Origin of the sequence: Billgrantia pellis (assembly GCF_008297955.1) — a bacterium.
Taxonomy (GTDB): domain Bacteria; phylum Pseudomonadota; class Gammaproteobacteria; order Pseudomonadales; family Halomonadaceae; genus Halomonas; species Halomonas pellis.
Genome location: NZ_VTPY01000004.1, coordinates 36,519 through 48,845 on the forward strand (window position 1 = coordinate 36,519; position 12,327 = coordinate 48,845).

Genomic DNA, 12,327 nt, shown 5'->3' on the forward strand with positions numbered 1-12,327 from the left:
CGCCTCCTCTCCTAGTGGAACAGTTCCAGCGCACGGCGCTCCAGCTCCGCCAGATTGCGGCGCAGCTCGGCCTCGTCGTCGAGGAACATGGCATGGATGTAGAGCACTCTTCGGTCGTCGGAAACGTCCAGGCTCAGGGTACCCGGCGTCAGCGAGATGAGGTTGGCCACGAGAGCGATCTCGAATTCGCTGCGCGCCTTGAGCGGCATGGCGATCACGCCGGGCTTCATGTACCAAGGCGGCGTGACGACATCGAAGGCGACCTTGAGATTGGCCAACAGCAGCTCCTTGAAGAAGAAGCCCACGAAGAGGATCAGCCGCGGCAGGCGCTGGGCGTAGCCGGCAAGCGCCGGTACCTGGGGCTGGATCAACGCCAGCACCAGGTAGCCGAAGGCCAGGCCGGCAAGCAGGTTACGACCGCTGAAGTCGCCGGTCAGTACGACCCAGGCGACACCCAGCAGCAGGTTCCAGGCGGCCCCGATCATGGCGAAGTCTCCCCGAGCGGACCGAGCACCGCCTCGATATAGCGCTCAGGCGCGAGCAACTCGTCCGCCGAAGCCTCGGCCAGGGCATAGAGAGGTGCGGCGTTGAGCCCGATGAACAACGTGCACAGCGCCAGGCCCACCGCCGGCAGCGACATCAGCCATATCTCACGCTGGTCGACCGCCGGATTGGCGTCGACCTCGTCTCGGTCGGGCGCTGTTTTCCAGAACACTTCGGACCAGATCTTGATCATCGAGTAGAGCGTGAGCAGCCCCACCAGTAGCGCAATGGCGGTGATTCCGTAGGCCTCTGCCTCGAGACCGGCCCGGATCACGATGAACTTGGCGAAGAAGCCCGACAGCGGCGGCATGCCGGCCAGCGACAGCGCCGGTATCAGGAACAGCACGGCCAGCCATGGATGGCTGCGATAGAGCCCACCCAGGCGCTTCAGCTGGTAGCTGCCCTGCAGGCGATGAACGATGCCGCTGACCAGGAAGAGATTCGTCTTCACCAGGATGTGGTGCATGATATAGAAAACGCCGCCGATGATGGCCAGCGGCGTGAACAGCGCCAATCCCAGGATCATGTAGCCGATCTGGCTGACGATATGAAACGACAGGATGCGACGGAACTCGTATTGCGCCGCCGCTCCCAGCACCCCCGAGAGCATGGTGAGACCCGCTCCCCACAGCAGGATCTCATGGGTGTACCCCGGGCTGTGGTGGAAGATCAGCGTGAACACTCGGAACAGGGCGTAGACGCCGACCTTGGTCAACAACCCGGCGAACAGCGCCGATACCGCCACCGGCGGCGTGTGATAGGAGGCTGGCAGCCAGAAGAACAGCGGGAAGGCCGCGGCCTTGATGCCGAACGCGACCATGAACATCATCGCCAGGACGTCGGCCATGCCGCTATCCTCCAGGCTCGCCATCCGCCGAGCGATATCGGCCATGTTGAGCGTGCCGACCATGCCGTAGAGCAGCCCCACGGCCACCAGGAAGATCACCGATGACAGCAGGTTGAGGGTGACGTACTTGATCGCCCCCTCCATCTGCGCCTTCTCGCTGCCGAGTATCAGCAACGCGAAGGAAGCGACCAGCATCACCTCGAACCAGACGTAGAGGTTGAAGATGTCGCCGGTGAGAAAGGCACCGGCGACTCCGGCCAGCAGCAAATGCATCAGCGGAAAGTAACCGTAGGCTTCGTGGCCGCGGCCGGTGGTGGCCAGCGAATAGAGCGCCACCGCGAAACCGATGATGCCGGTGAGCACCACCATGATGGCGCCGAGCAGATCGGCCACCAGGCTGATGCCGAAGGGAGCCGGCCAGTCGCCCACTTGCAGCACCAGGATCCCCTCGCGAACGACCGAGACCAGCAACCAGACGCTGGCCAGCAGCAGCAGCCCGGTGCCGGCCACTGCGATCAGCCGTTGCATCAGGCGTGAGCGCCAGAACATCAGCGATACGGCCCCCGCCAGCAGCGGGATCAGGATGGGCAGTGCGATCTGCGGGTTCACGTGTCGGTATCCCTCATCCGGTCGAGGTCGTCGGCACGCACGATCTCCCAGGCGCGGCGTACCAGCACCACGGCGAACGACAGTACGCCGAAGGCGATGACGATGGCGGTCAGCACCAGTGCCTGGGGCAGCGGATCGGCCACGACGCCCTCCGGCGCGGCCATGCCCTGCGGCACCAGCGGCGGCCCGCCGCGGGTCAGCCCCGCAGAAACGAAGATCAGCAGATTGGCCGCGTTGGAAAGCAGCATCAACCCGATCACCAGCTTGACGATGGAGCGGCGCAGCATCATATAGATGGCTGCGGCGAACAGGATACCAATGGCAATCGCTAGCAGGGGTTCCATGGAGTCTCCTCGTCGTTAGGCATCATCTTCCCTGTCGGTGTCCACCAGGGCGGTGATGGCGGTCAGCACGGAGCCCAGCACCACGAGATAGACGCCGATATCGAACAACAGCGGCGTTGAAGCCTTGAAGCCGATCACCGGAATCGTCCACCACTGGGCGGTGAAGAACGGCTCGCCCTGCCACCATGCCGGCAAGGTCGAGATGACGCCGAGCGTCAGGCCGACGCCGATCAGGTCCCGCGGCGAAACCTTGAGCATGGCATGCATCGCCCGACCGCCGTAGGCGAAGAGATAGAGCGCGAAGGCACCTGCTGCCACCAACCCGGCGATGAAGCCGCCCCCTGGCTCGTCGTGGCCGCGCAGCAGCAGGAACAGCGAGAACAACAGTTGCAGCGGCAGCAGCAAGCGCGCCGCCACGCTGAGAATCAGCGTACCGGATCTAACCATCGTCGCTCTCCCGCTGCGGGATGCGCCCGGTGCCGCTTGCCTCGGCATGGAAGCGCAGCATGGCCAGCACACCGATGGCCGCCAACGCCAGGACGAACATTTCGCCCAAGGTATCCAGGGCACGAAAATCCACCAGGATAACGTTGACGATATTGTGCCCATGGCCCTGCGGCTGACTGTTGGCGATCAGGTAGTCGGAGATACGCGGCAGCCGCTCGCCGGTCAGCACCGAGAGCATCAGCAGCGTGACCAGCATCCCGCACAACCCGGCCACGATCAGATCGCGCACGCGCTCGGTGGGCGTGGACAGGGTGGCGAAACGCGGCAGGCGAAACAGCACCAGCACCAGCAGGATGACCGTCAGGGTCTCCACCAGCAGCTGGGTGATCGCCAGGTCAGGGGCGCTGAATAGGACGAAGGTCAGGGCGATGGAGAAGCCCATGATGCCCACCGCCGCGACGGCCGCCAGGCGCGAGCGCATCACGCAGGCGGCTATCGCCCCGGCGACCATCAATCCGGCGACCACGGCCTCATGCAGATAGAGATCGAGGGAAGCGTCGAGATTCGGCGCGTGGCGGAAGAACAACGCATGGCCGACCAACCCCAGCAGCGTCAGCAGCGTCACGATCAGATAGTTGCGCATGTGGCCGTTCTGAAGCATGCGGGTCTGCCATTCGGCACCGGCGACCATTCCCGCCATCAACGCCTCGTAGCCGGCTTCGGGGCCACGCGCCATGAGCGGCGCGAGACGGGCCAGATACGCCCGCAGGCGATCCCAGCGGTACCACACCACCAGCCCCAGCGCCAAGCTCGCCAGCGATAGCAGGAGCGGAAGATTGATACCGTGCCAGAGTGCCAGATGCACCTCATGGTCAACGACGCCAAGCCCGCCCACGGTTGCCGCCACCAGTGTATCGAGCCGACCCGGTGCCAGGCCGAGCAGCAGCGACAACCCCGCCAGCAGGGCCGGCCCCAGGAGCATGCCTGCCGGGGCCTCGTGCGGCGAACGTGGCGTTCGTCGGGGAGGGCCGAAGAACGGCTTCAAAGCGACGATGGCCGCCACGGCCAGGGTCAGGAAGGCCGCCACGAACGCTAACGCCACGATCAGCAGCCGGTATCGCTCGGCGGCCAGCACCGTCTCCAGCATCAGTTCCTTGCCGACGAAGCCCAGCAGGGGCGGCAACCCGGCCAGCGATAGCGCGGCAACGGTGGCCACCGCAGCGGTGCGTGGCATCACGTGGCGCAACCCGCCCATGTGGGTGACGTCCTTGGTGCCGGTCTCGTGATCGAGGATACCGGCCACCATGAACAGTGCCCCCTTGTAGAGGGAGTGGGCCAGCAGGAAAGTCACGAACGCGACGAGCGCGCCGGGGGTGCCGATCCCCAGCAGCAGGGTCAGGGTCCCCAGCGCCATGACCGTCGAATAGGCCAACAGCTTCTTGATATTGGTGTGCTGGATCGCCAGGAAGGCACCGCTGGCCATGGTGACGGCCCCCACCAGCGACAGGCAGGTCACCCAGGCTTCGGTACCGCCCAGAGCCGGATGCAGCCGGGCCAGCAGATAGATGCCCGCCTTGACCATGGTCGCCGAATGCAGGTAGGCGGAAACCGGTGTCGGCGCGGCCATGGCGTTGGGAAGCCAGAAGTGGAACGGGAACTGGGCCGACTTGGTAAAGGCCCCGATCAGCAGGCAGAACAGTAGCGGCGGGTACAAAGCATGGTCGCGCAGCGTATCGCCCCGGGTCGTCAGCTCGCTCAATGACCAACTATCTCCCGCCACGGCCAGCATGACGAAGCCGGCAAGCAGCGCCAGCCCGCCTCCAACGGTAACGTAGAGCCCCTGTTGCGCGGCCTTGCGCGCCGAGAGATCAGCGTGGTTGAAGCCGATCAGGAGAAACGAGGTGATACTGGTCAACTCCCAGAACACGAACAGAGTGACCAGGTTATCGGCCAGCACCAGGCCAAGCATCGACATCATGAAGGCGATGATCACGACCAGGAAGCGCGGCAGGTCGCGATGGCCGCGCAGGTAGTCGCCGGTATAGACCAGCACCAGGCTACCGATCACCGTGATCAGCATGGCAAACAGCCAGGCCAGGCCATCGATCAGGAAATTCAGGGTGATGTCGAGCCCCGGCACCCAGGCCCATTCGAGCAGCAGCGTCTCACCCGACGCAATGGCCGGCCACTGCCCGAGTAGCCAGATCGTCATCGAGGCCGGTAGCAGTGCCAACATCAACGGCGTGCGATCACCGAACCAGCGATGCAGCAGCGGCGCCATCCCCGCCACCACGAAGCCTCCCAGCACGGCCAGCTGCATACGGCGCCCTCCCAGTTATCGTCGGAGCCACGCCCTGGCATCGCTCCCATCGGTTCGACGCCCTACTGTATAGAGACAAGGTGTTGAATGGCAAGGAACCTCGGGCGCGCACGCTTTGCGTTGATGCTGCGGGAGGCGGCATTATAGGAGCGACCTGGCCCAAGGACGGGAAACAAGCGCTTTATGCTTGCGTCGTCCCGTCCCGTAGGCAAACTATGCCCTCTCCTCACGGAACCGCGCAGGATGAGCGAACGATGACATTATTGTGGATACCCCTGCTACCGCTGCTGGGCATGCTGGTGCCCATGCTCAGCGCGCACCGTGGCCGTCGCTTCTGCACGCTGGTCACCTCTGTTCCACCGGCGCTCGCCCTCATCCTTGCACTGCTCCAGTGGCCGGCAATCGCGGCCGACGAAGCGCTGCGCTTCTCGCTGGAGTGGCTACCCGCCCTAGGCCTGGAGCTGGCCTTCCGGCTCGATGGACTGTCGCTGCTGTTCAATTTGCTGATCCTCGGCATCGGCCTGTTGATCCTGCTCTATGCGCACTACTACCTTTCGCCGGAGGAGCCCTTCGGACGCTTCTATGCCTACCTGGTCCTGTTCATGGCGTCCATGGTCGGCATCGTCATGGCGGACAACCTGATTCTGCTGTGGCTCTATTGGGAACTGACCAGCATTTCCTCCTTCCTGCTGATTGGGTTCTGGTCCCACCAGAGCGATGCCCGCAAGGGCGCGCGCATGGCTTTGACCGTGACCGGCGCGGGCGGCCTCGCCCTGCTCGCTGGCCTGCTCCTGCTGGGCGACATGGCGGGCGGCTTCTCCATGGATCGGGTGTTGGCGAGCGGCGATGTCATCGTCGCCGATCCGCGCTATCCGATGATGCTCGTTCTGGTGCTGCTGGGCGCCTTCACCAAGTCGGCCCAGTTCCCTTTCCAGTTCTGGCTGCCGCATGCCATGGCGGCGCCGACACCGGTCTCCGCCTACCTGCACTCCGCCACCATGGTCAAGGCGGGCATTTTCCTGATGGCACGGTTGCATCCGGCCATCGCCGACAGTGCACTGTGGTCGGTAACGGTATCGCTCGTGGGTGCCGCCACGCTACTGTACGGCGCTTGGTTCGCGCTGCTCAAGACCGACCTGAAAGGCATCCTGGCCTTTTCCACCGTCAGCCACCTGGGCCTGATCACCCTGTTGCTGGGGATCGGTAGCCCCATGGCCGTGCTCACGGCACTTTTTCATATCCTCAATCACGCCACCTTCAAGGCGGCGCTGTTCATGAGCGCAGGCATTGTCGACCATGAAACCGGCACTCGTGAACTCGGACGCTTGGGTGGGCTGCGCCGCGCCATGCCGGTCACCGCGGCGCTGACCACTTTGGCGGCAGCGGCCATGGCCGGCGTACCGCTGCTCAACGGTTTCCTCTCCAAGGAGATGTTCTTCACCGAGACGCTGGCCACCCCGGTGCTGGGAGGACTGAGCTGGCTGTTGCCGGCACTGGCCACCGTGGGAGGTGTGCTTTCGGTCGCCTACTCCCTGCGCCTGGCGCATGCGGTCTTCTTCAAGCCCGCCCAGGAACCGCCGCCGAAGTCACCCCACGAGCCCCCTCGCCTGATGCGCGCGCCGGTCGAACTGCTGGTGGTACTGTGCGTGGCCGTGGGGGTCGCGCCGGTATTGGCGGAGGGCGTGCTTGCCCCCGCCACTCGCGCCGTGCTGGATGAGCCGCTGGTCTTCCATTTGGCGATCTGGCACGGGGTCAACCTGCCTCTCTTCATGAGCCTGATCGCGCTGGTCGCCGGCGTGGCGCTCTATTGGCGTCACGCGGACCTGCAGCGCTTCGTTCGCAGTTTCGACACTATCGACGCCCGGCTCGTCTTCGAGGCGGCCGTACAGCGCCTGGGCAATGTCGCCGAGGCCGGCCTGGCCTGGTTCGATGGCGGTTCGTTGCAGCGCTACATGACCTGGCTGCTGCTCGCCACCCTGGTCGCCGGTGCGCTGGGGCTCGCCGGCATGGCCGGCCTTACCGGAGAAAAGGGCAACCAGCCACTGGACGGCATCCTGCTGCTGGGTGCCGGCCTGCTGCTCTTCGGGGGTCTCGGCACCGCGATCACGCATCGCTATCGCCTAATCTCGCTGTTATTGTTGTCAGTGGTGGGCTTGGTAGTGTCGCTGACCTTCGCCCGCTTCTCCGCTCCCGACCTGGCCCTGACCCAGCTTTCGGTGGAAGTGGTGACCATGATTCTGCTGATGCTGGCGCTTTTCTTTCTGCCGCAGAAGACACCGCCGGAATCCTCGAATCGCCGCAGCCTGCGCGATGTGATCCTGGCCGGCTCCCTCGGCTTGGTGGTGGCGAGCCTCAATTATGCCGTGCTGACCCGCGACAACGCATCCATCTCCGGTTTCTTCCTGGAGAACAGCGTGCCCGGTGGTGGCGGCCACAACGTGGTCAACGTCATTCTGGTCGACTTCCGCGGCTTCGATACCCTGGGCGAAATCACCGTGCTGGCGCTGGCCGGCCTGGCCATCTTCAAACTGCTCAATCGCCTCCGGCTGTTCATGCCGCACAGCGACGGCGAAGGGCGCGTGTGGACGCCGGACCGCTACCCGGCGATCCTCACCTCGATCTCCATGGCATTGCTGCCGCTGGCCCTGCTGGTGTCCGCCTTCATCTTCCTGCGCGGCCACAACCTGCCCGGCGGCGGTTTCATCGCCGGGCTGATCACCGCCGTAGCGTTAATCCTGCTCTACATGGCGCGTGGGGTGGAATGGGCACAGGAAAGGCTCGACTTCCCCTACCAACCCGTCGCTGTCGCTGGTGTCGGCATTGCCACGCTGACCGGCCTCGGCAGTTGGCTGTTCGGCTATCCTTTCCTGACTTCGGCCTTCGGCTACTTCAGCCTGCCGCTGGTGGGCAAGTTCGAACTGGCAACCGCCCTGCTCTTCGACCTCGGCGTCTATCTCGCCGTGGTGGGCGCCACGCTGATGATCCTGGCCAACCTGGGTAAGGTCACCACGCCACATCGTCCGGCCAAGGAGCCCGTCGCGAGCTTCACCGACGCCCCCCCTCTGCGCCCCAGCAAGGAGAAGTCCTGATGGAAAGCCTCTATGCCATCACTACCGGCATGTTGACCGCCTGCGGGCTCTACCTGACCCTGCGCGGCCGCACCTTCCCGGTCGTCGTCGGCCTGACCCTGCTCTCCTACGCGGTCAACCTGTTCCTGTTCTCCATGGGGGGGCTCACCACCGACGGGGCGGCCATCGTCAATGGCGGCGGTTCCTATGCCGACCCACTGCCGCAGGCGCTGGTGCTCACCGCCATCGTCATCGGTTTCGCCATGACCGCCTTCGTGGTGATTCTGGCGATGCGGGCCCGCAGCGAGGTCGGCAACGACCACGTGGACGGCCGCACCCATGAAGACGAGGAGCGCAGCTGATGGCGCACCTCATCGTACTGCCCGTCGTGTTGCCCCTGGTGGCGGGGATACTGCTGCTCTATCGCCGACAGGGCGGCACCTACCTGAAGCGAATGATCGGCGTGGGCAGCACCGCCCTGCTGGTATTGGTCGGCATCGCTCTGGTCGCCCGGGCCGGAAGCGGCGACGTGACCTATTATGCACTGGGCGACTGGCAGCCCCCCTTCGGCATCGTGCTGGTACTCGATCGCCTGTCGGCGTTGATGGTACTGCTCACCGCCGTACTGGCCTTGGGCGCCGTGGTCTTCGCCTGCGACGGGGACGACGAGCGCGGCAGCAACTTCCACGGCCTGTTCCAGTGGCAGCTGATGGGCATCAACGGCGCCTTCCTGACCGGCGACCTGTTCAACCTCTTCGTCTTCTTCGAGGTGCTGCTGCTGGCCTCTTATGCCCTGCTGCTGCACGGTGGCGGCAAGGCACGCATTCAGGCCGGGGTGCATTACGTGGTGCTCAACCTGGCCGGTTCCGCGCTGTTCCTGATCGCTGTGGGCGTGCTCTATGGCGCCACCGGCACCCTGAACATGGCCGACATGGCGGCGCGCCTCGCCGAGCTGCCCGCCGAACGGGCGGGGCTGGTTACCGCCGGCGGGCTGATGCTGCTGGTAGTGTTCGGGCTCAAGGCCGCCATGCTGCCGCTTTATTTCTGGCTCCCGCGCACGTATGCCGCGGCGCCCGCGCCGGTGGCGGCGCTGTTCGCCATCATGACCAAGGTGGGCGTCTATGCCATCCTGCGCGTCTATTCACTGATCTTCGGCGAGGCAGCGGGGCCGCTTGCCAACCTGGAGCAGGCCTGGGTCTGGTGGCTGTCGCTGGCCACCCTGGTCGCGGCCGGCATCGGTGTGCTGGCGGCACGCGACCTGCGCCTGCTGGTGGCCTACCTGGTGCTCGTCTCGGTGGGTACCCTGCTCGCCGGTATCGGCATGGGGTCGCCGCGAGCGGTCTCCGCCCTGCTCTATTACCTGATCCATACCACCCTGATTACCGGCGGGCTGTTCCTGCTGGCCGAACTGATCGGCCAGCAGCGCGGCAAGGCCGGCACCCGCCTGGTGCGGGGCCGCCCGCTGCAGCAGGGAGGCTGGCTGGCGGTGCTGTTCTTCCTCGGCGCCGTATCGGTGGCCGGCTTGCCGCCCCTCTCCGGTGCCATCGGCAAGGCCCTGCTCCTGGCCGCCGCCGAAGGCGAGCAGCGCCCCTGGCTATGGCCGACCCTACTGCTCACCGGCCTCTGCTCGTTGATCGCGCTCTCCCGTGCCGGCTCCACGCTGTTCTGGCGTAGCCAGGGCGAGCCCTCCGGTGATCCGCTGACCTGGCGCAAGTGGTTCGGCGTGACCTGGCTGCTTGCCGCCTCGCCGCTACTGGTGATACTGGCCGGCCCAATCAGCCACTATACCAATGCGACTGCCGACCAGTTGGCCGCCCCCCAGCTCATGATCGATGCGCTGCTGCCCAGCGCCGGAGACGCCCAATGATCAAGCCTCGTCAATGGCTGCCGACACCACTGCTGTCGATCCTGCTGCTCGTGGTCTGGTTGCTCTTGGTGCGCAGTCTGGCTTTCGGCCACGTGCTGCTGGGCAGTTTCCTGGCAATAACGATCCCTCTGGCGACCCATCGCTTCTGGGATGCCCAGCCTCACATTGCCAAGCCTTGGCTGTTGCTGCGTTTCGTCTTTCGCGTGCTGGGGGACATTCTGATCGCCAATATCGAGGTGGCTTGGTTGATCATCAATCCACGTCGACGTCTGCATCCGCACTTCGTGGAATACCCACTGATGCTGAAGGAGCGCTTCACCATCACGCTGCTGGCCAACACCATTAGCCTGACGCCGGGGACGGTCTCGGCCAACCTGCGCATGGATGGAAAGACGCTGCTGATCCACGCCTTGAATGCGAAGGATGAGGCGGCACTCATCGCGCACATCCGCGAGCGCTACGAGCAGCCGTTGAAGGAGATCTACGAATGCTAGACATCGCGCTGACGATCAGCCTGACGCTGGTGGTCCTCGCCCTGCTGCTGAACGTCTACCGGCTTGCAGTGGGGCCGGACATGCCCGACCGTATTCTGGCGCTGGACACCATGTACATCAACTCCATCGCGCTGATCGTACTGATGGGGCTGTGGCTCAACACCAAGACCTATTTCGAGTCGGCCCTGTTGATCGCCATGCTCGGCTTCATCAGCACCGTGGCGGTATGCAAGTACCTGCTGCGCGGCGACATCATCGAATAGGAGGTCCCATGACCCTATACGTGATCCTCGAGGGCGTAATTGCCTTCTTCCTTGTCGCTGGCGGCGTTTTCGCCTTCATCGGCTCGTTGGGCATGGCCCACCTGCGCGACTTCTACATGCGCCTGCACGGCCCCACCAAGGCCACGACATTGGGGATCGGCTGCATGTTGGTCGCCTCGATGCTCTATTTCTGGGTCACCCAGGGCAAGCCTGATATTCAGGAGATGCTGATCACGCTGTTCCTTTTCATCACCGCCCCGGTGAGCGCTCACCTACTGGCCAAGACCGGGCTGCACATGCAGCTCAAGCATATCGACGAAACCGGTGGGCGCCCCCCGGAGCTGCGCCCCGAGGAGATCGGCGAGAAGCCCGTCCCCCACCCGGATCGCGGCCACGGCTGATTGACGGGCCAGCAGGTTACAGCCAGCCGGCCAGTTCGTTCTCGACGATCGTCAGCAGCGCAGCGATATGGTCGTCCCGATCGTTGAGGCAGGGAATGTAAGTGAAGCGCTCGCCGCCGGCCGCCAGAAAGCTCTCGCGGATTTCCTCGTTGATCTCCTCGAGCGTCTCCACGCAGTCGGAAGCGAACGCCGGTGAGATTACCGCTATATGCTTCCTGCCCTGGCGCGCCAGCTCCGCCACATGGTCCACGGTCGGCGGACCCACCCACGCTTCGGGTCCGAACTGGGACTGGAAGGCGGTCTGTATCGCACTCTCTTCCCAGCCCAGCCGCTCGCGCAGCAGGCGCGTGGTCTTCTGACACTGGCAATGGTAGGGGTCGCCTTCCGTGAGGAAGCGCTTGGGTACGCCGTGGTAGGAAGCCACCAGTACTTCCGGCGGCGTCTCCGCAGCGTCGTATGCCTCGCGTACCGAATTGGCCAGGGCCTCGAGGTAGGCAGGGTGCTCGAAGTAGGCCGGCACGGTGCGAATGGCCGGCTGCCACTTGAGCCTCATTAGCGTGCGAAAGGCATGGTCGTTGGCGGTGGCGGTGGTCGGCGAGGCATACTGCGGGTAAAGCGGGAAAAACAGGATGCGCTCGCAGCCCTCGGCTTGCAGCCGACGCAGCACGCTGTCGGTGGAAGGATTGCCGTAGCGCATGCAGAAATCGACCCGCACCCGGTCGCCGTGACGCGCCTCCAGGGCTTCGGCCATCTTGCGGGTCTGCTCGCGGGTGATGGTCAACAGCGGGCTCTCGTTCTTCTCGCTGTTCCAGATACTGCGGTAGGCCTCGCCGGATTTGAACGGACGCCGGCTGAGAATGACCAACTGCAGCAGCGGCTGCCACTTCCAGCTCGGATAGTCGACCACTCGCTTGTCGGAGAGAAACTCACTGAGGTAACGCCGCATCGACCAGTAGTCGGTAGCGTCCGGCGTGCCCAGGTTCGCCAGCACGACGCCCACCCTGGCGCGCGCTACGGGAGGATGATCCGATGAGGCAAGGGCGGGACGTTCGCAGTCCGATGGCTCCTGCTCTACTTGCGGTGAGGGCATGCAGTGCGCTCCTTACTGAAACGACGGAGCGCCT

At 64.8% G+C, this 12,327-nt stretch carries 12 protein-coding genes; 6 read left to right on the forward strand and 6 right to left on the reverse strand.

Annotated features, from left to right (window positions below; translation table 11 throughout):
• Positions 1–11 precede the first annotated feature (11 nt).
• The 5 genes from F0A17_RS10355 to F0A17_RS10375 are packed head-to-tail and all read right to left on the reverse strand — an operon-like array spanning position 12 to position 5,110.
• Positions 12–485 carry a Na+/H+ antiporter subunit E gene (locus F0A17_RS10355; protein ID WP_149328287.1) on the reverse strand — a complete coding sequence of 158 codons (474 nt, stop codon included), beginning with the start codon at positions 483–485 and terminating at the stop codon, positions 12–14.
• Complete coding sequence (locus F0A17_RS10360; protein ID WP_149328288.1) at positions 482–1,999, reverse strand: Na+/H+ antiporter subunit D; 1,518 nt, start codon at positions 1,997–1,999, stop codon at positions 482–484. Before F0A17_RS10360 ends, F0A17_RS10355 begins: the two co-directional genes overlap by 4 nt.
• Complete coding sequence (locus F0A17_RS10365; protein WP_149328289.1) at positions 1,996–2,343, reverse strand: Na+/H+ antiporter subunit C; 348 nt, start codon at positions 2,341–2,343, stop codon at positions 1,996–1,998. Before F0A17_RS10365 ends, F0A17_RS10360 begins: the two co-directional genes overlap by 4 nt.
• Before the next feature lie 15 nt (positions 2,344–2,358).
• The gene (locus F0A17_RS10370) at positions 2,359–2,790 is read right to left on the reverse strand and encodes a Na+/H+ antiporter subunit B (protein WP_149328290.1); all 432 of its coding nucleotides are present in this window, start codon (positions 2,788–2,790) and stop codon (positions 2,359–2,361) included.
• Positions 2,783–5,110 (reverse strand): putative monovalent cation/H+ antiporter subunit A, encoded by a 2,328-nt coding sequence (locus F0A17_RS10375; RefSeq protein ID WP_149328291.1) that lies wholly within the window; start codon positions 5,108–5,110, stop codon positions 2,783–2,785. Before F0A17_RS10375 ends, F0A17_RS10370 begins: the two co-directional genes overlap by 8 nt.
• Positions 5,111–5,364: 254 nt before the next feature.
• Here F0A17_RS10375 and F0A17_RS10380 point away from each other — a divergent pair, with 254 nt between their 5' ends.
• The 6 genes from F0A17_RS10380 to F0A17_RS10405 are packed head-to-tail and all read left to right on the forward strand — an operon-like array spanning position 5,365 to position 11,203.
• Positions 5,365–8,199 carry a monovalent cation/H+ antiporter subunit A gene (locus F0A17_RS10380; protein ID WP_149328292.1) on the forward strand — a complete coding sequence of 945 codons (2,835 nt, stop codon included), beginning with the start codon at positions 5,365–5,367 and terminating at the stop codon, positions 8,197–8,199.
• Complete coding sequence (locus tag F0A17_RS10385; protein ID WP_149328293.1) at positions 8,199–8,540, forward strand: Na+/H+ antiporter subunit C; 342 nt, start codon at positions 8,199–8,201, stop codon at positions 8,538–8,540. The genes F0A17_RS10380 and F0A17_RS10385 overlap by 1 nt, the downstream gene beginning before the upstream one ends.
• Positions 8,537–10,045, forward strand: a complete 1,509-nt coding sequence (locus F0A17_RS10390; RefSeq protein WP_149328294.1) for a monovalent cation/H+ antiporter subunit D — start codon at positions 8,537–8,539, stop codon at positions 10,043–10,045. Before F0A17_RS10385 ends, F0A17_RS10390 begins: the two co-directional genes overlap by 4 nt.
• Positions 10,042–10,539, forward strand: coding sequence for a Na+/H+ antiporter subunit E (locus tag F0A17_RS10395; RefSeq protein WP_149328295.1), 498 nt, complete (start codon positions 10,042–10,044; stop codon positions 10,537–10,539). Before F0A17_RS10390 ends, F0A17_RS10395 begins: the two co-directional genes overlap by 4 nt.
• A complete protein-coding gene (locus F0A17_RS10400; protein ID WP_111413250.1) occupies positions 10,533–10,802 on the forward strand; it encodes a K+/H+ antiporter subunit F in 270 nt (89 codons plus the stop codon). The genes F0A17_RS10395 and F0A17_RS10400 overlap by 7 nt, the downstream gene beginning before the upstream one ends.
• An 8-nt stretch (positions 10,803–10,810) precedes the next feature.
• A complete protein-coding gene (locus F0A17_RS10405; RefSeq protein WP_149328296.1) occupies positions 10,811–11,203 on the forward strand; it encodes a Na+/H+ antiporter subunit G in 393 nt (130 codons plus the stop codon).
• Between the two features lie 16 nt (positions 11,204–11,219).
• Here F0A17_RS10405 and hemH read toward each other — a convergent pair whose 3' ends face one another.
• Positions 11,220–12,293 (reverse strand): ferrochelatase, encoded by a 1,074-nt coding sequence (gene hemH, locus F0A17_RS10410; RefSeq protein ID WP_149328297.1) that lies wholly within the window; start codon positions 12,291–12,293, stop codon positions 11,220–11,222.
• Between the last annotated feature and the right edge of the window lie 34 nt (positions 12,294–12,327).

Coding starts and splice junctions, on each gene's coding strand:
- F0A17_RS10395 (WP_149328295.1), top strand. CDS start 10,042: ATGATCAAGCCTCGTCAATGGCTGCCGACACCACTGCTGTCGATCCTG.
- F0A17_RS10380 (WP_149328292.1), top strand. CDS start 5,365: ATGACATTATTGTGGATACCCCTGCTACCGCTGCTGGGCATGCTGGTG.
- F0A17_RS10375 (WP_149328291.1), bottom strand. CDS start 5,110: ATGCAGCTGGCCGTGCTGGGAGGCTTCGTGGTGGCGGGGATGGCGCCG.
- F0A17_RS10355 (WP_149328287.1), bottom strand. CDS start 485: ATGATCGGGGCCGCCTGGAACCTGCTGCTGGGTGTCGCCTGGGTCGTA.
- F0A17_RS10385 (WP_149328293.1), top strand. CDS start 8,199: ATGGAAAGCCTCTATGCCATCACTACCGGCATGTTGACCGCCTGCGGG.
- F0A17_RS10405 (WP_149328296.1), top strand. CDS start 10,811: ATGACCCTATACGTGATCCTCGAGGGCGTAATTGCCTTCTTCCTTGTC.
- F0A17_RS10370 (WP_149328290.1), bottom strand. CDS start 2,790: ATGGTTAGATCCGGTACGCTGATTCTCAGCGTGGCGGCGCGCTTGCTG.
- F0A17_RS10365 (WP_149328289.1), bottom strand. CDS start 2,343: ATGGAACCCCTGCTAGCGATTGCCATTGGTATCCTGTTCGCCGCAGCC.
- F0A17_RS10400 (WP_111413250.1), top strand. CDS start 10,533: ATGCTAGACATCGCGCTGACGATCAGCCTGACGCTGGTGGTCCTCGCC.
- hemH (WP_149328297.1), bottom strand. CDS start 12,293: ATGCCCTCACCGCAAGTAGAGCAGGAGCCATCGGACTGCGAACGTCCC.